The organism is Streptomyces sp. NPDC007875, from assembly GCF_042868035.1.
Taxonomy (GTDB): Bacteria; Actinomycetota; Actinomycetes; order Streptomycetales; family Streptomycetaceae; genus Streptomyces; species Streptomyces antimycoticus.
This window is the reverse complement of sequence record NZ_JBIADZ010000018.1, coordinates 1-20971: the sequence shown is the minus strand read 5'-3', so window position 1 is coordinate 20971 and position 20971 is coordinate 1. Positions and strand designations below refer to the sequence as shown.

The window sequence follows — 20971 nt, the reverse complement described above, 5'->3', positions numbered from 1 at the left end:
GGCGTGATCCCAGTGTGATCCCCAAGGAGGCGTCGTGCGTGCGGCCGTATTGCATGAGACGGGACAGGACAAGCTCGAAGTCCTCGACGACATCGAGGCGGTGGGCTTCGGCCCCGGGAAGGTCCGGCTGCGGCTGAGGGCCACCGGGCTGTGCCACTCCGACCTCTCCGCGATGGCCGGGGTGCTGCCGCAGCCCGCGCCGTTCATCCCCGGACACGAGGGCGCGGGCGAGGTCCTCGACGTGGGCGACGGGGTGACCGGGCTGAGCGCCGGGGACCGGGTGCTGGTGTGCTGGCTGCCCGCCTGCGGCGACTGTCCGGCCTGTCAGCGCGGTCAGACCGAGCTGTGCCTGACCGGGTTCATGAACGCCGGAACCCCCAACTTCCGGCGCTCCGGCGGCAGTCCGCAGGAGCTCTTCGGCATGTCCGGGACCGGCACCTTCGCCGAGGAGATCGTCCTCCCCGCCGCCTGTGCCGTGCCGATCCCCGACGACGTCCCGTACGACATCGCGGCCCTCATCGGCTGCGGGGTGACCACCGGGCTCGGGGCCGTCTTCAACACCGCCCAGGTGGCGGCCGGTGCGTCGGTCGCGGTCATCGGCTGCGGCGGGGTGGGCATCAGCGTCATCCAGGGGGCCAGGGCGTCGGGGGCCGCGCAGATCGTCGCCGTCGACCCGGTGGAGTCGCGGCGCGAGGCCGCGCTGCGCTTCGGCGCCACCGAGGCGGTGGCGCCGGACGGCCTCGACGCCGCCAAGAACAGCGTCACGGCGGGCGAGGGCTTCGACTACGTCTTCGAGGTCGTGGGCCGCTCCGCCACCGCCCGCCGGGCCTACGAGATCACCCGGCGCGGCGGCACGCTGTGCGTGGTCGGGGCCGGGGCGCTGGACGACTTCCTGCAGTTCAACATGTTCGAGCTGTTCTTCGACGAGAAGCGGATCCTGCCCTCCCTCTATGGCGGCGGCGATGTGCTCCGTTCCTACCGGCGCACCATCGACCTGTGGCGGGCGGGCCGGATCGACCTCGAAGGGCTGATCACCCACCGGGTGCGGCTCGGCGAGATCAACGAGGCCATCGGCCAGATGCGGACCGGGGAGGCACTGCGCACATGCATCGAGATCTGACGGGCCCCCTGGCGGGGAGTCCACTGACCGGGAGCCCACTGGCCGGGAAGACCGCGATCGTCACCGGCGCCGGGCGCGGCCTCGGCCGCGCCGAGGCCCTGGAACTGGCCCGGCTGGGCGCCAGTGTCGTCGTCAACGACTACGGACAGGGCGGACGCGACGGCTCGGGCGAGGCATCGGCCGGCCCCGCCGAGCAGGTCGCCGAGGAGATCCGCGCGGCCGGCGGCCGGGCCACGGCCCATGCGGGCGATGTGGCCGACTTCGCGCAGGCGGGCGAGCTGGTCCAGCTCGCGATCGACACCTACGGCGCGCTGGACATCCTGGTCAACAACGCGGGCATCCTGCGCGACCGGATGGTCTTCTCGATGAGTGAGAACGAATGGGACTCGGTGATCCGGGTCCATCTCAAGGGCCACTTCAACACCATCCGCTTCGCCGCCGCGCACTGGCGCGAGCGGTCCAAGGCGGCAGAGGGCGGCCCGGTCCACGGCCGGATCATCAACACCTCCTCGGAGGCGTTCCTCGCCGGTTCGCCGGGCCAGCCGAACTACGCGGCGGCGAAGGGCGGCATCGTCGGGCTGACCACCTCCACGGCGGTGGCGCTCGCCAAGTACGGGGTGACGGCCAACGTCATCTGCCCGCGCGCCCGCACCCGGATGACCGAGGACGTCTTCGCGGACTTCGAGCTTCCGGAGGACGGCCGGCTCGACGCCCTCGCCCCCGAACACGCGGCCCCGCTGGTCGGCTATCTCGCCTCACCGGGCGCGGCGAAGGTGAACGGCCAGGTGTTCGTGGTGCACGGCGGCATGGTGGCGATCCTGGAGCGGCCGAAGGTGGCGGCGAAGCTGGACGCCAAGGGGGACGCCTTCGGCTTCGAGGAGCTGGACGAGGTGTTGACGCCGTACTTCGCGCAGCGGGGCGGGGAGAGCTTCGCGGCGGTGGAGGTGCTGGGCCTCAAGCGGGGGTGACGGGAGGCGGCCCGGTCCGGGGGGGTGGGGGCCGGGCCGGGGCGCCCCACGATCGCCGGACGGGCTGGACTTCCGCGGGAAATCCAGCCCGTCCCGCGATCGGAGACGCTCCCCGGAGGGCCCGGCTGCCCTGCGTCAGGACGAGCCTGAGGTTCTCCCGACGATCCTGGGAATCTCAGATCCTGAGAATCTCAGGCGGCGTTCCCGTTCGGGCGTCGGTGGCGGCCGTTGGCCGGTGCCTGGGACTCCTCGGACGCTGCCTGCCCCCGGTGCTTGCCCTGAGAGCCATCGGCCTGGGCCGCGGCGGCGTCCCGCGGGCGCGCCTGGGTCGTGTCGATGTGGGTTTCGGACATGGTGGGTACGTCACCCCGTCAGATCGCTTTGTACTGTGCGAAGGGGGCTCACCACGATGTCGCACGCCCTTCCATGCGCATCGCCCGGGGCGCCCCGCGCGTGACGGAACGCGGGGACGCGCAGCCCCCGCCCGAGTTTAACCACGGCGGTGGTCCCGGACCCAGCGGGGTGGCCGGGGCTGCGGGGGCCGGGCGAGCGGGGCCTGCTGCAGCGGTACGGGCCGCAGGGCGGGGTCCGCACCGGAGCCGGGATCGGGGTCCGGCTCGGGCCCCATCTCCTGCTCGACCCCGGCCCATGAACCGGTCCCGCCCCAGGGCTCGACACCCGATCCGCCCTCGGGCTCCGGCAGCCGCACCGGCATCGGCGACCGCTCCCGCACCGGAACCGGCACGGGCATGGGCATCGGCTCGGGTGTCCGCGACGGTGTCGGTCCGGCCGTTCGCGAGGGTCTCAGCTCAGGCGCCGGTCCGGCGTTTCGCGAGGGTCTCAGCTCAGGCGTCAGCCCGGCCGTTCGCGACGGTCTCAACTCCGGTGCCGGTCCAGGTGGCCGCAGCGGCGTCAGCCCAGGCACTCGCGCGGGGTCCGCGCCGCCGGGGCCGCCGACCCGGGTCCACGGTGTGATCCGGGTCGCGATCTCGGCTGCGGGGGACGCCGTCCGCGGCGTCTGTACGTCCCGTGCCCCCGCCCCGGCCGGGGCGGGATGCGGGAGCCCCTCGGCCCCCCGGCCGGAGGACTCGGCCACCCGCCCGGAGGGCTCGGACAACACCCGTGTCACCCGCGCGATCCGCCGCGCCCCCGTCGCCTCGTCCGGCCGCCACGATCCCGTCGCGTTGTCCCGTGGCCACGACCCCGTCGCGTCGTCCGGTCGCCGCGCCCCCATCGCGTCGTCCGATCGCCACGGTCCCGTCGAATCGTCCCGTCGCCACGGTCCCGTCGCGCTGTCCGGTGGCCACGGCGACTCAGGCGTCCCGGACAGCTCCGGTGCCTCGGACGGTTCCGCCGCGCGCGGGGCGCTCGAGGCACCGCCCGACGCACCGATCGCGGCACCCGCCGTGCCCGCCCCGCCCGATGTACCGCCGGAGGCCCCGCCCGAGACACCACTCGGGCCACCCGCCCCCTCCGGGACGTCCGCCACCCGCGCCGCCCCCGCCCCACCCGTCGCCCCCGTTGGTACCCAGGACCCCCCCGACAGCCTCGGCGGCACCGCCCCCGGCACGCCCGACGGCCGCACCCGGGCCAGCCCGCAAGGCACCTGCGGGGTCGCGTACGGCAGCCGCAGCTCGCCGTCCCGGGTCCACAGACCCGCGCCCGGAAGCCAGCCCTCCGGCGCGGAGAACTCGCGTAGCCGCCGATCGGCCGGGCGCCATACGCCCACCCACGGCCGTCCGGACGCGCCCCGTCCGTCGACGCGGAAGGCCACCGCGCACGCCTCCGGCGTCAGCACCTGCCCCGGCTGCACCGCGAACGGCGTGGCCTGCGACCACCCCGCGGGCCGCAGACAGTCCGGGAACCGCACCGGCCGGGTGCTGCCCAGCACCCCCCACCCCAGCCGCTCCTCCCCGGGCGCGTCGGACCGTACGAGCAGCAGACCGCTGTCGGGGTCGGCGAGCAGCAGCCGGTCGTCACTGCGCTCGGTGATCTGCAGCAGCGGGCTGGTCTCACCGCCGCGCCGCAGATCGACCACCACGGTCTTCGTCCGGCCGTCGAGTTCACGGTCGAGCGCCAGCAGCCGGCCCGTACGGTCCAGCCAACTGCCGCCCGTACAGCGGCCGGGCACCTCGGCCAGATGCTGGGGGACGAGCACGCCGCCTCCGGCCACCAGCCAGATGGAGGTGGACCGCGGCCCGCGCCCCAGCGCGAACGCGCACAGGCCGCCGGGCGCGGGCGGCAGCAGCGAGACCTCGGCGCGGTCGATGCCGCCGAGCGAGCGCTCGCCGGTACCGGGACCGGCCGGGTAGAGCAGCGAGAAGGCGTGGTGTCCGGCCACCCGGCGGTGGATGAGCACCTGCCCGTCGGCCAGTGGCAGCAGTTCGCTGTCCGGCTCCTCGGGCTGGGCGGCGGGCAGCGGCACGGCGTAGGGCTCCGGGCCGTCCAGCGTCCAGCGCTCGGGGTACCAGCAGCACGCCTCGTCGCTGAGCGCGAGCCGCGCGCCGTACGAGCGGTCCGAGGCGATGGTGAAGCCCCCTCGTGGCCGGTCGCCGACGCCCCCGGCGAGGGCGGTGTCGAAGGCACAGGCAGTCATCGATCAGTCACCTCCGGCCACTGAACGTAGTTTTCGTACCCCCTACCGAAGGCCGTAATGGGTGCGCTCCACCCATAAGTGTGGCTCTTGCCCGATTCGCCTGAGGGGTCGGGGGTGAATGTGCTGTAAGCGACGGGAGGATGGTTTGTGATTAAAGTAAGGCACACCTAAGTGCGTCCGGCGCGCTCGTGAGAACGGCGCGCCCCTGCAATCCCAGGAGCTCCGTCATGTCCCTGCGCGTCCGCGGCAGTGCCGCCCTCGCCCTCGCCCTGGCCGCGGCGCTGTCCCTCGCCGCCTGTGGATCGTCGGACGACGGGGACGGCACCAAGCGCAACGGCGGGGGCGGCAAGTCCGTCGCCCAGGGCGGCAAGGACTTCGGCACGGCGGCCGAGCAGACCGCGAAGATGGGCACGGACGCCGAGCCCGGCGCGTTTCCCCGCACCATCACCCACGCGATGGGCAAGACCGAGCTCAAGAGCAAGCCGAAGCGGATCGTGGTGCTCGACGTCGGCGAGCTCGACAATGTCGTCTCGCTGGGGCTGAAGCCGGTCGGCTACGCCCCCTCCGAGGGCGACCAGGCCATACCCGACTACCTCAAGAAGGACGCCGGGAACCCGAAGAACGTCGGCACCATCAACAACCTCAACCTCGAGGCCATCAACGCCCTCCACCCCGATCTGATCCTCGGCAGCAAGCTGCGCGCCGAGCCGCTCTACGACGAGCTGAAGCAGATCGCCCCGACCGTCTTCGCCATCCGCCCCGGCTTCACCTGGAAGGAGAACTACCTCCTCAACGCCGCGGCGCTGGACCGGACCGCCGACGCCAAGCGCGCACTGGGCGCGTACGAGCAGAAGGCGAAGAGGCTCGGCGAGGACATCGGCCCCGACAAGCCGACCATCACCATGCTCCGCTTCATGCCGCAGGCCACCCGGCTCTACGCCAAGGCGTCCTTCATCGGCACCATCCTCAAGGACGTCGGCCTGCCGCGCCCGAAGAACCAGCAGATCAACGACCTCGCCGCCGAGATCGGTCCGGAGCGGATCGACGACGCCGACGCCGACTGGATCTTCACCGGTGTCTACGGCGACCCCAAGGCGACCAAGCGCGACCAGGCGCAGTCCAACCCGCTGTGGAAGAAGCTGAAGGCGGTCAAGGACGGCCAGGCCAAGAACGTCGACGAGGAGACCTGGTATTTGGGCCTCGGCGTCACCGCCGCCGACCGGGTCCTCGACGACCTCCGCGGCTACCTCGTCCACGGATGAGCGTGTCCGCTCGGAATTCGCGGTGCCACCCCGGGAGCGAGCCCCGCTCCCGGGGCGGCGTCGAGCAGGGTGGGCATGACGTCCAGGACGTGCCGGGCAGGCTCGGCGGAGGACCGGTGCGGGCGGCCCGCCGCCGGCGCCCGCGCCAGGTCGGCCAGGCCCGTAGTCCCGGGCGGAGCCCGCGTGGCGATCGTCGTCGCGCTGGGTGAAGGCCGGGGCAGGGCTCAGCCCTGATCCGGGAGGTAGCCTTGCCCCGTGCCCGCACTCAACGACGTCATCGCCGCACTCGACGCCCTCTGGCCGCCCGAGCGGGCGGAGCAGTGGGATGCCGTCGGCACGGTGTGCGGTGACCCCGAGGCCGAGGTCACCCGCGTGCTGTTCGCCGTCGACCCGGTCCAGGAGGTGGCCGACGAGGCGGTGGACCTCGGCGCCGATCTGCTGATCACTCACCATCCGCTCTATCTGCGGGGGACGACCACGGTCGCCGCCTCCAGCTTCAAGGGCCGGGTGGTGCACACGCTGATCAAATGCGACATCGCCCTCCACGTGGCGCACACCAACGCCGACACCGCCGACCCCGGCGTCTCCGACGCCCTCGCCGGCGCGCTCGACCTGCGGATCGTCGGCCCGCTGGTGCCCGACGCCACCGACCCCGAGGGCCGCCGCGGTCTGGGCCGGGTCTGCGAGCTCGACCACCCCGAGACGCTGCGGGAGTTCACCGAGCGCGCCGCCGCCCGGCTGCCCGCCACCGCGCAGGGCATCCGCGCCGCGGGCGACCCGGACCGTACGATCCGCCGGGTCGCCGTCAGCGGCGGCTCCGGCGACAGCCTCTTCGACGCGGTGCGCGCGGCCGGGGTCGACGCGTTCCTCACCGCCGATCTGCGCCACCACCCGTCCTCGGAGGCACGGGAGCACAGCGATCTCGCCCTGGTGGACGCCGCGCACTGGGCCACCGAGTGGCCCTGGACCGAACAGGCCGCGGCCCAGTTGGACGAGATCTCCGACCGGCACGGCTGGGGCCTGCGTACGCATGTCTCCCGTATCGTCACCGATCCCTGGACGGCCCACGCCACGGCCCCCGCCGTCCGCGCGGCCGCTCCGTCCTTCTCCGCTTGACCCTGGACCGCTCGACCCTGCTCCGCTCAACGCCCGCTCGCAGTTTCCGCCCCTTGAACCTCTTGACCCCCTTGACCTCGTTTTCCGTTCCACTCGACTCCCCTGGAGCCCCACGCTGAATGCCGCGCCCGCCGATCAGATCCGCCTCCTCGACGTCCAGGCGCTCGACGTCCGGCTGTCGCAACTCGCGCACAAGCGCAGGACGCTGCCCGAGCACGCCGAGATCGAGACGCTGAACGCCGATCACACCCAGCTGCGCGACCTGCTCATCGCCGCGCAGACCGAGGAGAGCGACACCGCCCGCGAGCAGACCAAGGCGGAGCAGGACGTGGACCAGGTGCGCCAGCGCGCCGCCCGCGACCAGAAGCGCCTGGACTCCGGTGCCGTCACCTCGCCGAAGGATCTGGAGAACCTCCAGCACGAGATCGCCTCCCTCGCCAAGCGCCAGGGCAACCTGGAGGACGTCGTCCTGGAGGTCATGGAGCGCCGGGAGTCCGTCCAGGAGCGGATCGCCGAGCTGACCGAGCGGGTGGAGTCCCTCCAGTCCAAGATCGGCGACGCCCAGTCGCGCCGGGACGCGGCGGCCGAGGGGATCGACGCCGAGATCGCGACCGCCACCAAGGAGCGCGAGGTGATCGCCGGGACCATCCCCGCCGATCTGCTGAAGCTCTACGACAAGCTGCGCGAGCAGCAGGGCGGTGTCGGCGCGGCCCGGCTCTACCAGCGCAGCTGTGACGGCTGCCGCCAGGAGCTCGCCATCACCGAGCTCAACGAGGTGCGCTCGGCGGCCCCCGACACGGTGCTGCGGTGCGAGAACTGCCGCCGGATCCTGATCCGTACGCCCGAGTCGGGGCTGTAGGGCGATGGCGCGGCGCTTCGTCGTCGAGGCGGACGGCGGGTCCCGGGGCAACCCGGGGCCGGCCGGCTACGGCGCGGTCGTGCTCGACGCGGAGACCGGTGAGCCGCTCGCCGAGGTGGCCGAGTACATCGGCACGGCGACCAACAACGTCGCCGAGTACAAGGGCCTGATCGCCGGGTTGCGGGCGGCGTACGCCCTGGACCCGGCGGCCGAGGTCCGGGTGCGGATGGACTCCAAGCTGGTCATCGAGCAGATGTCGGGCCGCTGGAAGATCAAGCACCCCGATATGCGGCCGCTCGCCGCCGAGGCCAAGGCGATCATGCCGCCCGGCCAGGTGGCGTACGAGTGGATCCCGCGCGAGCAGAACAAGCACGCGGACCGGCTCGCCAACGAGGCGATGGACGCGGGCAAGCGGGGCGAGCAGTGGCAGCCGAACGTGCCGCCCGGCGGCACGCCGACGGCGGGCGCGCCGGAGTCCGCGGCCCCCGCCGACGACGCCCTCGCCGAGCCCGCCGCCACCGGCGCCCCGGCGGTGGGCTGGGGCTCGGCGGATCTGGGCACCCCCGCCACGTTCGTCCTGCTCCGGCACGGGGAGACCCCGCTCACCCCCGAGAAGCGCTTCTCCGGCAGCGGCGGCACCGACCCCGGACTCTCCGACGTGGGCCGCCACCAGGCCGAGCGGGTGGCGGCGGCGCTCGCCGCGCGCGGCACCATCCAGGCCATCGTCACCTCACCGCTGCGGCGCTGCCGGGAGACCGCCGACGCGGTGGCCCGGCGCCTGGGCCTGGACGTCCGGGTCGAGGAGGGGCTGCGGGAGACGGACTTCGGCGCGTGGGAGGGCCTGACCTTCGCGGAGGTCAAGGAGCGCCACCCGGAGGACCTGGAGGCATGGCTGGCCTCCAGCAAGGTGGCCCCGACCGGCGGCGGCGAGAGCTTCGCGGCGGTCACGCGCAGAGTCGCGCTCTCCCGTGACAAGCTGATCGCCCGTTACACGGGCCGTACGGTGCTGCTGGTCACCCATGTCACACCGATCAAAACCCTGGTCCGGCTGGCCCTGGGCGCCCCGCCGGAGACCCTGTTCCGCATGGAGCTCTCGGCGGCCTCGCTGTCGGCGGTGGCGTACTACGCGGACGGGAACGCGTCGTTGAGACTGCTGAACGAGACGGCGCATCTGCGGTAGGGGGGGCACGGGGAAGCTGCACCAGGGGCGCCGACCGCAGCGGCTGTCACCCTCGCAGTGCCGCGGCTTCCCGGGCCAGGGACTCGACGCGCCCCCAGTCGCCCGCCGCCAGCGCGTCTGCGGGCAGCATCCATGTGCCGCCCACGCAGCCGACGTTGGGGAGGGCCAGGTACTCGGGGGCGTTCGAGGCGTTGACGCCGCCGGTCGGGCAGAAGCGGGCCTGGGGGAGCGGTGAGGCGAGCGCCTTGAGATACGGCGTGCCCCCGGCCGCCTGCGCCGGGAAGAACTTCATCTCCTCGACCCCGCGCTCCAGCAGCGCCACGACCTCCGAGGTGGTCGAGACCCCCGGCAGATACGGCAGACCGGACGCGTCCAGTGCGCCCAGCAGCCGGTCCGTCCAGCCGGGCGTGACCAGGAAGCGCGACCCGGCGGCGACGGCCGTCTCCACCTGCTCCGGGCTCAGGACGGTCCCGGCGCCGACGACCGCGTCCGGGACCTCCTCGGCGATCGCCCGGATCGCGTCCGCGGCGGCGGGCGTCCGGAAGGTCACCTCGATCACCGGCAGCCCGCCCGCCACCAGGGCACGGGCCAGCGGGACCGCCTGGGCCGCGTCGTGGACGACGACCACGGGGATGACGGGGGCGAGGTCGAGCAGCGAGGAGTCCGGAAAACCGGGGGAGGGCACGGTGCTAGTCACGGCGCCCATCCTGCCCATGGTGCGCGCACTGCGCAATGGCGGTTGCACATGCCGCAACACCAATGCCACCCGGGCGGCTCCCAGGCCCTACAGCTCGGTCACCACCACGTCCAGCCCCCACGCCTGCCCCGCCCGCTCCGGCGGCGCGGCCTCCACCACGTACCCGAGCCCCCGCAGCGCTTCCACCAGCTCACCGGGCCCGCTCGGCGCGAGCCCGGCGGTCAGCAGGTCCCGTACCATCCGGCCCTTCGTCGCCTTGTTGAAGTGGCTGACGACGGACCGCTTCTCGACCCCGTTCACGATCTTCGACTGGAGCACCCGCACCGTCGCCGTACGCTCGGCCAGCGCCCCCTTGGGCTTCCACGCCGCCGCGTACGCCGCCGACCTGAGGTCCAGCACCAGCCCGCGCCCGGCGGCCTGCGGAATCACCTCGGCCATCGGGGTCCGGTTCCGCCAGTACGTGCCCAGTGCGCCGAGCCCCGGCAGCTTCACCCCCATCGAGCAGCGGTAGGAGGGGATACGGTCGCCGATCCGCACCGCGCCCCAGAGCCCGGAGAACACCAGCAGCGACCGGCCCGCGCGGCGCCGGGCGGCGGCGGGCAGGGTGGCCAGGCCGAGCGCGTCGTACAGCACCCCGGTGTAGATCTCGCCCGCGGGCCGGGTCCCGGCCTCCCGCAGCGCCGCGTTCTTCGCGACTTCGCCGCGCAGCCCCTCACTCAGCCCCAGCACCTCGGCGGCCTTCGTCTCGTCGCCCGAACACAGCGACACCAGCTCGTCCAGGACCTCCGCCCGCGCCTCACCCAGTTCGGGCAGCGACAGCGCTCCCAGGTCCAGCGGGGAGCGGGAGCCCCCCGTGGCCTTTCCCTCGGACGGCGGCAGCAGGACGAGCACGGCGGATCTCCTCGAACGGGTCGTTGGCGGCAGGAGCGACGGGTCGTTGGACGGCAGGGCGCGGGACGGCCCCGGAGAACCACGCCCGGCCCCGCCCGAGCCTACGACCTCCGGCCAGCGCAGCCAGACCGTCGCCGGCCGGGCGGAGGTGCCGGGTATCATGGTCATCACGGCGGACGAGCCGGCCGGGCGGTCGCGTCGGGGTCCTTCGGGCCCCGCCGAGGAACGTCCGGGCTCCACACGGCAAGGTGGTGGGTAACGCCCACCCGGGGTGACCCGCGGGACAGTGCCACAGAAAACAGACCGCCGAGGGCTTCGGCCCCCGGTAAGGGTGAAACGGTGGTGTAAGAGACCACCAGCGTCCGAGGTGACTCGGACGGCTCGGTAAACCCCACCTGGAGCAAGGTCAAGAGGAGCCGCCACACGGCGGCTCTGCGCGGACGATCGAGGGCTGCCCGCCCGAGTCCGCGGGTAGACCGCACGAGACCGGCGGCAACGCCGGTCCTAGATGGATGGCCGCCTCCCCGGGGTCCGCAAGGTCCCCGGGAGACAGAACCCGGCGTACAGGCCGACTCGTCCGCCATCAGCCGCCTGGCCGCGTCGGCTGTATCGCGGCCCGTCCCTGTTCCTCCAGGGACTTCCGGGAAGTTCTCGCGCGAATGCGCACTCCTCGAGCACCGGCCCCGCCTGAGTCGGCTACTCGAACTGAATACCCGCTTCTCGTGCCAGGCTCGGGGCCGATTCCAGCGACCCTGGGCCTGACACAGTGGCGCCCTGGCGGCTACGACCTTGACCTTCGAATGGCCCGGACTCGCGGTGCGGACACCGCGTCGGCCGTACTCGTGCCTGCGCTGTGTCTGCTCGTCTACCTGCAGTCGACCCCGATACTCGGGTGGCTCGTGCCGTGACTCGCGGGGCAGGCGCTTCCACAGTGGCCCCGCCCACCTCGGGATGGCAAGGCAAGGCCGTGACGTGAGGTGCTTCACGGAAGCGGGTGACGTAGCGAGGGGCGGGGCTGGGTACGCGCCCGCGTGATCACCGCTTGAGATACCGATGCGATCGGTACATATAGGGCGAAAGCATCGTTGGAGAGGAGGCGACATGTCGTCGAAGCGACGTCGCAAGAAGAAGGCCCGTCGTAAGAACGGAGCCAACCACGGCAGCCGGCCCCAGTCCTGATCATCCTGATCTGAGGCGCTCTGCCGAGTGACACCGAAACGGGGCTCCCCGAGCACGTGGCGCGGCCGCGCCCGGGCACGGGGAGCCCCGTCGTCAGTGCGGCCGGGGCACGCCGGTACCGCGTCCCGAGCTACCGGCTCCCGCAGAGCGCCGTCTGGACGGCGGCCTGCATGTCGTCGTCCTGTGCGTCCGAGCCGCCCGGGTCGACGTTCACCATGACCGTCGCCTGCCTGCCCTCGACCGTGGCGCCGCCCATCGTCCCGTACCCGAGCATGTCGCCGGTGTGCCCCCAGGAGAGGCCGCCGCAGGGCAGGGGCCTGCTCTCCAGTCCGAGGCCGTACGCCCGGCCGTCCGGGTTGCCGGTCGGGCGGGTGTTCATCATCTGCCGCAGCTGGGCCGGGCGCAGCAGCCTGCCGCCGACGAGGGCGGCCAGGAACCGGCTGAGGTCGGTGCCGCTGGAGATCATGCTGCCGCCCGGGCCCGCGACCGAAGGGTTGACCGCGGTGACGTCCACGAGCGGGGCGTCCTCGCCCGGCCGCGCATACCCGCGCGGATGCGGTCCGGGGATCGCCGGGTCGTCGCCCGGTACGTACGTCTCGCGCAGCCCGAGCGGCGCGATGATGCGGCGGTGGATCTCCTCGCCGTAGCTGTGGCCGGTCACCTTCTCGATGATCATCCCGGCGAGCAGATAGCCCGTGTTGGAGTAACGCCAGCCGGTGCCGGGCTTGAAGGTCGGCGGATGGGCGAGCGCGATGTTCACGAGGTCGCGGATGTCGTGGTGGGCGAGCGGGTCCTCGAGGATCTCCTGCGGGGTGAGGTAGGCGAGGTAGTCGGGCAGGCCGCTGGTGTGCTGGAGCAACTGGCGGACGGTGATCCGCCGCCCGTCGTTCCCGTGTCCGCGGACGACCCCGGGCAGATAGCGCTCCACCGGCGCGTCGAGGACGACGCGACGCTCGCCCACCAGCTGGAGCACGACGGTCGCCACGAACGACTTGGTCATGCTGCCGACCCGGAACCTGCTGTCGCGGTGTATCGGCGCATGGCTTCTCACGTCCGCGACGCCGCTGGTCAGCACCGAGCTGCCGCCGCGCCGGTTCCGCACCTCCACGAGCGCTCCGGGCGCGCCGTCGACCGTGGTCAGCCGCCGCAGGAGTGTGCGCAGCCGGGTGTGGTCGGCGGCGTTGGCGGACGTGGCAGTGGTGGATGTGGTGGCAGTGGATTCGGCCGCGGTCGATTCGGCCACCGTGGCCGTGGCGGCCGTGTTCCGCCACGGCGTATCGGCCGGTGTCACCGCCGCGACACTTATCGCCACCGCCAGCGTGAGGAATCCACCCCGCACCCGCCTGCGCTTGATCACGTTCATTCGATGTCCCCCTCCGAGCCCCCGCGCGACCGAATGGCCACGCTAGAGGCCGCCGGGCCCGGGAGCGATCCGGTCAGCCACCCGGATCGCCCTGGGGCCAGCCCCACCCCGGGCGCGTCAGACCAGTTCGAGCAGGGCGTCGGTGAATTCCTCCGTGGTGGCCGTGCCGCCCAGGTCCGGGGTGCGGACGGGGGTCTTCGCCAGAACGGTCGCGATGGCGTCGGTGATGCGGGTGGCCGCCTCGGGGTGACCGAGGTGGTCGAGCATCATGGCGGCGGACCAGATCGCGCCGAGCGGGTTGGCGATACCGCGTCCGGCGATGTCGGGGGCGGAGCCGTGGACGGGTTCGAACATGGACGGGAAGTCGCGTTCGGGGTTGAGGTTGGCCGCGGGGGCGATGCCGATACTGCCGGCGACCGCGGCGGCCAGGTCGCTGAGGATGTCGCCGAAGAGGTTGGAGGCCACGACGACGTCGAAGCGCCGCGGGTCGAGGACGAACTTGGCGGCGAGGGCGTCGATGTGCTCCTGGCTCCAGGCCACCTCCGGGTACGCGGCGGCGCGTTCGGCCACGAGCTCGTCCCAGAACGGCATGGTATGGATGATGCCGTTGGACTTGGTGGCCGAGGTGAGGTGGCCGCCGCGCCGCTCGGCGAGCGAGAAGGCGTAGTCCAGGACACGGGTGACGCCCTTACGGGTGAACACCGCCTCCTGGACGGCCATTTCCTCCGGGAGCCCCCGCCCCAGGCGGCCGCCGATCTCGCCGTACTCGCCCTCGACGTTCTCCCGGACGACGACGAGGTCCACATCGCCGGGCCCCGCCTCGCGCAGCGGGCTGGGCACGCCTTCGAAGACGCGGATGGGGCGCAGATTGACGTACTGCTGGAAGCCCCGGCGGATGGGGATCAGCAGACCCCACAGCGAGACATGGTCGGGGACGCCGGGGTAGCCGACCGCGCCGAGCAGGATCGCGTCATGGCCGCGCAGTCGCTCCAGACCGTCGTCGGGCATCATCGCGCCCTGGTTGACATAGCGCTCGCAGGACCAGTCGAACGTCTCGTAGCTGAAGCCGAGGCCGTGCCGGGCGGCCACGGTGTCCAGGACGCGGCGGGCGGCCGGGATGACCTCGTTGCCGATGCCGTCGCCGGGGATCAGGGCGATGCGGTGGGTGGTCGTGCGGCGGTTCGTCATGGAGGGGATTGCAGCAGGGGAGCGTCTTCCGCGTCCAAGACGCAGATTCCATGTGTCTTATAGGTCCGCCTTATGGACGCCCCGTGGCTGTTCCTCCCTGGCCCGTGGCGGTTCTTACGAACGCCTCCGCCGCCGGCGTCAGCGGGGCCCGCCGGCTGACCAGGGCGATATGCAGGCTGGTGCTCGGCTCGAGGTCCAGGACCAGCGCCCCCGCCCGCTCGGCGAGGCCGCGCCAGGCGTCGGCGACCACGGCCAGGCCGACGCCCCGCAGGACCAGCGGCAGGATCGCCACCCGGTGCTCGGTCTCGACCACGACGGTCAGCGCGACGCCCTCGGCCCGGAGGTCGTCGACGAAACGGCGCATCCCGGTGCCCTTCTGGCCCACGATCAGCCGATGTCCGGCCAGCTGCTCATGGCGCACCGGCACACCGGGGCGGAACGGCCCGTCCGGGGGTGTCAGGAGGACGAAGCGCTGTTCGAGCAGTGGATAGGTGCGCACATCGCCCTGGGGCGCGGCGTCGGGGGAGGCCAGCAGCCCCAGCTCGCACACGCCGGTGCGCACCATCTCCGTCACATCGCGCGGGGTGAACGCGGCCTGCACCCGTACGGACACCGCGGGATGGGCGCGGGTGAAGCGGTCGATCAGCCCCGTCAGCGGCTCGACGGCCTGTGAGGGCGGGGCCGCGATGTCCACCCGGCCGCCGCGCAGCCCGTGCACCGACTCCACACTGGCCCGCGCGAGCTGCAGGCTGCGCACCGCTTCCCGGGCCGGTGCGATCAGCGCCGTGCCCGCGTCGGTGAGGACCGCCCGGCGGCCGATGCGGTGGAAGAGGTCGCTGCCCAGGTCGCGCTCCAGGGCGCGGATGGCCTGGGACAGGGAGGGCTGGGACAGATACAGCGCGGAGGCCGCCCGGTTGAATCCGCCGTGGTCCACCACGGCCAGGAAGTACTCCAACTGCCGCACATCCACCGCGCCGCCTCCCCGCGCCTTGCCGCCCTCATGGGTCCGCCCGCCACCCTCACAGGCCGCTCACCGCGTTCATAGGTCCGCTTGCCACCCTCACCGGACCATAGGTGGCGCCTATAAGGATTGTCGTCAACGGGTCTTGGACGCGCACCGCGGCGGCTGCTGGGATCGGATCATGAGCGATCAGCTGCTGGGCGACTTCGACCGCCGCACCCTTGACGTCGAGGGTGTGGGAATCAACGTGCGCACGGCCGGGGACGGGCCGCCCGTCCTGCTCCTGCACGGCTATCCGCAGACCCATATGATCTGGCACCACATCGCCCCGGCGCTCGCGGCCACCCACCGCGTGGTCCTGACCGATCTGCGCGGCTACGGGGACAGCCACAAGCCCGTGTCCGACGCCGAGCACACCACGTATTCCAAGCGGGCCATGGCGCGCGACCAGCTACTGGTGATGCGGGAGCTGGGCTTCGACCGCTTCGCGGTCGTCGGCCATGACCGGGGCGGCCGGGTCGGCCACCGGCTGGCCCTCGACCACCCAGCGGCGGTCTCCGCGCTCGCGGTGCTCGACATCGTGCCCACGCGGTACGTCTTCCAGCACGCCGACAAGGACTTCGGGCTCGGGTACTACCACTGGTTCTTCCTGGCGGCGCAGAACGGCATCCCGGAACACCTCATCGGCCAGGACCCCGCGTTCTGGATCCGTACCCGGATGGGGGCCCGCCACGGTGGCGGAACCCCGTTCGACGAGGCGGCCCAGGCCGAGTACATCCGCTGCTTCTCGGATCCCGCGGCCATCCACGCCAGCTGCGAGGACTACCGCGCCGCCGCCTCCATCGACCTGGTCCACGACGACGCGGACGCCGCCGCGGGCCGACGGGTCACCGCACCGCTGCTGGCTCTGTGGGGCGCGCACGGTTTCGTCGGCCGTCACTACGACGTACCGGAGATCTGGCGCGGTTACGCGGACGATGTGCGCGGGCAGGCCCTGCCGTGCGACCACTACCTTCCCGAGGAGGCTCCGGACGAGACGCTGCGCCGGCTGCGGACGTTCCTCGAGGACCCCGGCAGCGCCTGACCCGCCGGCGCGTGCCCCGGCAGCGCCTGACCCGGCGGCCGCAGCGCCCGCCCCGGGGTGTCACGGTGCCGTCCGGACGTCCTGCTTCCGTGCGGCCGCCTCCTCGGTCGGTTCGGCGGCCCCGCGCGTCTCCCGCGCCAGTGCCACCGTGGCCACGGTGAGCGCGCTCATCAGGGCGATGAAGACGACCACGCCGGTGACGCTGTGGTCGAACCAGAGCAGCAGGGCGGACGCGAGCATCGGGGCGAGGCCGCCGGTGAGCACCGCGTCATGGATCCGCGGGAGGTCACCGACTGGTGGTCCACCGCCGTCAGCCGCATCCGGCCGGGCGAGATCCTGCTGCGCGGCTACCCGGTCGAGCAGCTGATCGGCCAGGTGTCCTTCGCGGAGACCATCTGGCTGATGCTGCGCGGCGAGCTGCCCACCCCGCCCCAGGGCCGGCTGCTGGAGGCCGCGCTCGTCGCCGCCGTCGACCACGGGCCCCAGGCCCCGTCGATCGCCGCCGCCCGGATGGCGGCCACCTGCGGCCTGGGGTTGAACAACGCGGTGGCCACCGGGGTGAACCTCCTGGGAGACGTCCACGGCGGGGCCGGTCAGCAGTGCATGCGGGTGCTGACCGAGCTGGAGCGGGCCGTGGCCGAGGGGGCGGACGTCGATGACGCCGCGAAGGACCTGGTGGCGGAGTACCGTGCCACGGGCTCCCATGTCCCCGGATTCGGCCACCGGTTCCACCCGTACGACCCGCGCCGCACCCCCCTGCTCGACCTGGTGGGTGCGGCAGTGGCGGACGGCGAGGCCCCGGGCTGGGCGCTGCGCGCCGGGACGGCCCTGGAGCGGGCGCTCGCGGAGGGCCGCAGCCGTCCCGTGCCGATGAACATCGACGGCGCCACCGCCATCGTCTACAGCGAACTCGGCTTTCCGCCCGAGCTCGGACGCGGGCTGTTCGTGCTCTCCCGCGGCGTGGGCATCCTCTCCCACGCCTGGGAGGAGACGTCCGGTGGGGCCAGGATCAAGGGTCCTCTTCCCCGGCGGCTGCTGCCCTCCTACGAGGGCCCGGCCCCCCGGGACCTCATCCGGCCGGAGAGCGAGGGGAGCCCAGGCAGCACAAGGAACACAGGGCGTGCGGAGGGCGCGTGAGCGTCAGCCGCTCTCGCCGAGGAACCGCAGCTCCGACAGCCGCCTCGCGGCCTCGGTCAGCGCCGGGCGGAACGACTCGACGCGCTCCTCGGTGAAGCGGCTGGTGGGGCCGCCGAGGCCCACCGCGGCGACGACCTGCCCGGCCGCGTCGGTGACGGGGGCGGCCACGGCGGACACCCCGTCCTCGCGCTCGCCGTGGCTGACCGCCCAGCCCCGCTGCGCGGCGAGGCGCGCCCGTTCGGCCAGGACGGAGGCGAAGTCGGGGTCGCGCCCGGCCGCCGAGGCCACCCGGCTCAGGGTCCGGGGCGAGCCGCCGATGAGCAGGACATGCCCGGAGGCACCGGCCCACAGGGGCATCTCCTCGCCGATGCGCACCACATGGCGCAGCTGCTGGGTGCCCTCGTGCTGGGCCACACACACCCTGGAGGCCCCCTGGCGGATGTAGATCCGCGAGGACTCGCCGCCGGACCGCGCCGAGAGGACGCGCAGGCACTCCACCGCCTCCGGGGGCAGCCGCCAGGCGTCCTGTGCGAGCGCCGCCCAGCGCAGCAGGCCCGCACCGGGGGTGAGCCGGCCGTCCCCCCGGCTCCACAGCAGCCCGCGCTGCTCAAGGGTGGCCACCAGACGGACCACGGTGGACTTGGCCAGTCCGGTGGCGTCGGTCAACTCCCGTACGCTGCGGGAGCGGTGGGACTCGTCGAACAGGGCGAGCAGATCCAGTGCGCGCAGTACACTCCGTACTCCCTCGCCGCCCTCTCCGGCTGCCGTCCCCATCGCCCGTCCTCCTCGCCGCACTACGCATAGACCGTCTAACGGTGCGACAGTACCACCAGGTGGTTCATGTTAGGCCGGGATGACGGTGACCAGGTCGGCGGGCATCCGGGCCCGCAGATCGTGCCATTCGCCCTCGCTGATATGGCGCTGCAGGGTCTCCAGGACGGTGTGCACCAGCTGTTCGATATCGCCCTGGATCGAGTACGGGAAGTCGTGCCGGATCCGCCGGTAGAACTCCTCGCTGTGCATCTTCACGGGCGTCTCCGCGGGTCTCCACCCCTCGTAGTAGATGCCGCGCACCAGCATCGGGAGCTGTGCGCCGAACTGCACGGCCTCGTCCACCGTCAGCCGGTCCCGCAGCTGGTGCAGGACCGTGCGCAGGGCGGCGTAGGACTGCTTGCGGCGCTCCTTGGGCCAGCCGTACGCGTCCTCGATCTCCTTGAGGAGCCGGTTGGTCTTGTCGACCGTCGTGTCGAAGGAGGCAAAGCCTGTGGCAACCATGGTGTTCGTCCTCCGGTCAGGTGGAGCGGCTGCGCGGGTGTTGCGGTGCGCAGGTGAAGCGGACACGTGCGGATCACCGCCCGGCGCGGCGGACCGGCCGGACGGAGCTGGAGGGGCGGCGCTCGGGTGGGCGGGCCCGGCGGCGGTGCGGGCGAGGCGGTCATGGACGTGGTGGATGGCCATCGCCCCCTCGCCGGCCGCCGAGGCCACCCGCTTGACCGAGCCGCTGCGCACATCACCGGCGGCGAAGACCCCCTGCAGCGTGGTCTCCAGGCTCAGACAGCCGCGGCCGGGGCCCTCCCGGACGCCGTGGGCCGCCCGGGCCTCGGCCTCGTCGCCGGTGAGCACGAAACCCTGGTCGTCCAGGGCCAGGACGCCGGTGAGCCAGTCGGTGCACGGCTTGGCCCCGATGAAGACGAACAGGGCGCAGGCGTCCAGGGTGCGGCGCTCCCGGGTGCGGCGGTGCTCGACCACGATCGTCCGCAGGGCGTCGTCGCCGCGCACCTCGCGGAGCTCGCTGTCCAGCACCACGTTCACCCGCGGATGGCGCTCGATCTGGTCGACCAGATAGCGGGACATCCGGGCGCCCAGATACGAGCCCCTGATCAGCAGGTGCACCTGGGGCACCCATTCGGCGAGGAAGAGCGATGCCTGGCCCGCGGAGTTGCCGCCGCCGACCACGGCGACGGGGGCCGCGCCGCACTGCCGCGCCTCGTAGACGGTGGCCGCGTAGTAGACGCTCGTCCGCTCCAGCCGCTCCATCCCGGGGACGTCCAGTCGGCGGTACCGGGCGCCGGTGGCCAGGACGACGGTACGGCACAGCGTTTCGCTGCCGTCGGCGAAGGTGACGCGGTAGTGGCCGTGGCCCGGTTCGAGGGAGGTCGCCTCCGCCGGGATCCGTACCTGCGTCCCGAACTTGCGCGCCTGGAGCATGCCCCGCTCGGCGAGTTCCGAGCCGGGGATCCCGGCCGGGAAGCCGAAGTAGTTCTCGATCAGGGACGTGGTGCCGGCCTGGCCGCCGGGGGCCACCGTGTCCACGACCGTGGTGGTCAGCCCGTCGGAGGAGCCGTAGACGGCGGCGGCGATCCCGGCCGGGCCGGAGCCGACGACCAGCAGATCGCAGTGGCTGTGGGCGGTCATCGGTGGGGAGAGGCCGATGAGCTGGGCCAGTTCGGCGTTGCTGGGGTTGCGCAGCACGTGGTGCTCGCGCCAGATGATGACCGGGGTGTCCTCCGGGCTGACCGAGACGCGGCGCAGCAGCGCCTCGGCCTCCTGGTCCGCCTCCAGGTCGATCCAGCGGTGCGGCAGCCGGTTGCGGGCCGCGAACTCGCGCAGCCGCCGGGTGTCGGGCGAGTAGCGCGAGCCGAGGATGCGGAAACCGACGCCGCCCCCGACCAGCTGGGCGCGGCGGCCCAGATAGGCGCGGAGGACGAGGTTGCCGAGGCAGGGGTCGCGGGCCAGCAGCGCCCGCAGCCGGTCCACCGGGAGGGCCAGCACCTCCCCGGCCTCCCGGGCGTGAGCGGTGTAGAAGGCCACCTGCCCCTGGAGCAGGCCCAGTTCGCCGAGGAAGCGCCCCGGGCCGTGCACCCTCAGGAGCCGCTCGTCCGGGGTGCCGCGGTGCTCGGTGATCGCGACCGAGCCGCTGAGGACGACGAAGAAATCCGGGGGCCGCCCGCCGTCGCGGATGAGCACCTGACCGGGCACCACGGACCGGCGGGTGCCGTGCCGGGAGAGGAAGGCGATCTGCTCGTCCGTCAGCCGCGGATACGCGCCGTAAGCGTCCGGGGTCTCGTCCGGTACGGCTTCCTCCGGTGCGGCCCCCCGGGACCGGTCCTCGTCCGTCATCACATCAGGCCATGGCCTCGTGGGCGTAGCACCACCGCCATGTCTCGCCAGCTTCCAGGGGCTCGACGATCGGGTGTTGTTCGGCGTACGCGTGCGAACGTGCGTGCTTGAGCGGCGAGGAGTCGCAGCACCCGACGTGTCCGCAGGTCAGACAGAGCCGCAGATGGACCCAGGGGGACCCCAGGCGCAGGCACTCCTCGCACCCCTCGGGGCTGCGCGGGGAGACCGGGCGCACCATCGACAGGTGCGG

General features: G+C 73.0%; 20 protein-coding genes and 1 other RNA gene. 10 read left to right on the top strand and 11 right to left on the bottom strand.

Annotation, left to right across the window (positions count from 1 at the left end):
• Window positions 1-34 precede the first annotated feature (34 nt).
• Complete coding sequence (locus tag ACFYOY_RS31075) at window positions 35-1120, top strand: Zn-dependent alcohol dehydrogenase (RefSeq protein WP_351883020.1); 1086 nt, start codon at window positions 35-37, stop codon at window positions 1118-1120.
• The gene (locus tag ACFYOY_RS31070) at window positions 1105-2088 is read left to right on the top strand and encodes a 3-oxoacyl-ACP reductase (RefSeq protein WP_351883022.1); all 984 of its coding nucleotides are present in this window, start codon (window positions 1105-1107) and stop codon (window positions 2086-2088) included. Before ACFYOY_RS31075 ends, ACFYOY_RS31070 begins: the two co-directional genes overlap by 16 nt.
• Window positions 2089-2279: 191 nt before the next feature.
• Here the strand turns inward: ACFYOY_RS31070 and ACFYOY_RS31065 are convergent, their stop codons facing one another.
• Window positions 2280-2441, bottom strand: a complete 162-nt coding sequence (locus tag ACFYOY_RS31065) for a hypothetical protein (RefSeq protein ID WP_351883024.1) — start codon at window positions 2439-2441, stop codon at window positions 2280-2282.
• A 137-nt stretch (window positions 2442-2578) separates the two neighbouring features.
• On the bottom strand, window positions 2579-4684 hold the full coding sequence (locus ACFYOY_RS31060) for a hypothetical protein (protein ID WP_388590825.1): 2106 nt from the start codon (window positions 4682-4684) through the stop codon (window positions 2579-2581).
• A 227-nt stretch (window positions 4685-4911) separates the two neighbouring features.
• Between ACFYOY_RS31060 and ACFYOY_RS31055 the strand changes: the two genes are divergently transcribed.
• From ACFYOY_RS31055 to ACFYOY_RS31040, 4 genes are all read left to right on the top strand, one after another.
• Window positions 4912-5946 (top strand): ABC transporter substrate-binding protein, encoded by a 1035-nt coding sequence (locus ACFYOY_RS31055; RefSeq protein WP_388590823.1) that lies wholly within the window; start codon window positions 4912-4914, stop codon window positions 5944-5946.
• A gap of 255 nt (window positions 5947-6201) precedes the next feature.
• Window positions 6202-7062, top strand: coding sequence for a Nif3-like dinuclear metal center hexameric protein (locus tag ACFYOY_RS31050; protein WP_388590821.1), 861 nt, complete (start codon window positions 6202-6204; stop codon window positions 7060-7062).
• Between the two features lie 115 nt (window positions 7063-7177).
• A complete protein-coding gene (locus ACFYOY_RS31045) occupies window positions 7178-7921 on the top strand; it encodes a C4-type zinc ribbon domain-containing protein (protein ID WP_351883116.1) in 744 nt (247 codons plus the stop codon).
• Between the two features lie 4 nt (window positions 7922-7925).
• Window positions 7926-9101 (top strand): bifunctional RNase H/acid phosphatase, encoded by a 1176-nt coding sequence (locus ACFYOY_RS31040; RefSeq protein ID WP_388590819.1) that lies wholly within the window; start codon window positions 7926-7928, stop codon window positions 9099-9101.
• 46 nt (window positions 9102-9147) lie between these two features.
• Here the strand turns inward: ACFYOY_RS31040 and eda are convergent, their stop codons facing one another.
• A complete protein-coding gene (gene eda / locus ACFYOY_RS31035) occupies window positions 9148-9807 on the bottom strand; it encodes a bifunctional 4-hydroxy-2-oxoglutarate aldolase/2-dehydro-3-deoxy-phosphogluconate aldolase (RefSeq protein WP_388590817.1) in 660 nt (219 codons plus the stop codon).
• A gap of 78 nt (window positions 9808-9885) precedes the next feature.
• On the bottom strand, window positions 9886-10689 hold the full coding sequence (gene yaaA / locus ACFYOY_RS31030; protein ID WP_351883036.1) for a peroxide stress protein YaaA: 804 nt from the start codon (window positions 10687-10689) through the stop codon (window positions 9886-9888).
• Window positions 10690-10866: 177 nt separating this feature from the next.
• Between yaaA and rnpB the strand changes: the two genes are divergently transcribed.
• Both rnpB and ACFYOY_RS31020 read left to right on the top strand, forming a co-directional pair.
• Window positions 10867-11269, top strand: an RNA gene (gene rnpB / locus ACFYOY_RS31025) — RNase P RNA component class A.
• 521 nt (window positions 11270-11790) lie between these two features.
• Window positions 11791-11868: a 50S ribosomal protein bL37 gene (locus ACFYOY_RS31020; RefSeq protein WP_370443954.1), complete on the top strand. Its 78-nt coding sequence runs from the start codon at window positions 11791-11793 to the stop codon at window positions 11866-11868.
• 130 nt (window positions 11869-11998) lie between these two features.
• On the opposite strand, the gene ACFYOY_RS31015 is transcribed toward ACFYOY_RS31020, so the two are convergent.
• The 3 genes from ACFYOY_RS31015 to ACFYOY_RS31005 all read right to left on the bottom strand — a co-directional run bounded on the left by ACFYOY_RS31015 (window position 11999) and on the right by ACFYOY_RS31005 (window position 15389).
• Window positions 11999-13231, bottom strand: a complete 1233-nt coding sequence (locus ACFYOY_RS31015) for a serine hydrolase domain-containing protein (RefSeq protein WP_388590815.1) — start codon at window positions 13229-13231, stop codon at window positions 11999-12001.
• A 117-nt stretch (window positions 13232-13348) separates the two neighbouring features.
• Window positions 13349-14419: a tartrate dehydrogenase gene (locus tag ACFYOY_RS31010; RefSeq protein ID WP_388590813.1), complete on the bottom strand. Its 1071-nt coding sequence runs from the start codon at window positions 14417-14419 to the stop codon at window positions 13349-13351.
• 70 nt (window positions 14420-14489) lie between these two features.
• On the bottom strand, window positions 14490-15389 hold the full coding sequence (locus tag ACFYOY_RS31005) for a LysR family transcriptional regulator (RefSeq protein WP_351883042.1): 900 nt from the start codon (window positions 15387-15389) through the stop codon (window positions 14490-14492).
• Window positions 15390-15561: 172 nt separating this feature from the next.
• Here ACFYOY_RS31005 and ACFYOY_RS31000 point away from each other — a divergent pair, with 172 nt between their 5' ends.
• On the top strand, window positions 15562-16464 hold the full coding sequence (locus ACFYOY_RS31000) for an alpha/beta hydrolase (protein WP_351883044.1): 903 nt from the start codon (window positions 15562-15564) through the stop codon (window positions 16462-16464).
• 60 nt (window positions 16465-16524) lie between these two features.
• Here the strand turns inward: ACFYOY_RS31000 and ACFYOY_RS30995 are convergent, their stop codons facing one another.
• Window positions 16525-16728, bottom strand: a complete 204-nt coding sequence (locus tag ACFYOY_RS30995; RefSeq protein WP_351883046.1) for a hypothetical protein — start codon at window positions 16726-16728, stop codon at window positions 16525-16527.
• Between the two features lie 6 nt (window positions 16729-16734).
• On the opposite strand from ACFYOY_RS30995, the gene ACFYOY_RS30990 reads away from it, so the two are divergent.
• Window positions 16735-17601, top strand: a complete 867-nt coding sequence (locus ACFYOY_RS30990) for a citryl-CoA lyase (protein WP_388590810.1) — start codon at window positions 16735-16737, stop codon at window positions 17599-17601.
• A gap of 3 nt (window positions 17602-17604) precedes the next feature.
• On the opposite strand, the gene ACFYOY_RS30985 is transcribed toward ACFYOY_RS30990, so the two are convergent.
• The 3 genes from ACFYOY_RS30985 to ACFYOY_RS30975 form a co-directional block, all read right to left on the bottom strand.
• A complete protein-coding gene (locus ACFYOY_RS30985; RefSeq protein ID WP_388590808.1) occupies window positions 17605-18375 on the bottom strand; it encodes an IclR family transcriptional regulator in 771 nt (256 codons plus the stop codon).
• A 69-nt stretch (window positions 18376-18444) separates the two neighbouring features.
• Window positions 18445-20721 carry an FAD-dependent oxidoreductase gene (locus ACFYOY_RS30980; RefSeq protein ID WP_351883052.1) on the bottom strand — a complete coding sequence of 759 codons (2277 nt, stop codon included), beginning with the start codon at window positions 20719-20721 and terminating at the stop codon, window positions 18445-18447.
• Window positions 20722-20725: 4 nt separating this feature from the next.
• On the bottom strand, window positions 20726-20971 hold a 246-nt coding region (locus tag ACFYOY_RS30975; RefSeq protein WP_388590806.1), incomplete at its 5' end, for a UBP-type zinc finger domain-containing protein.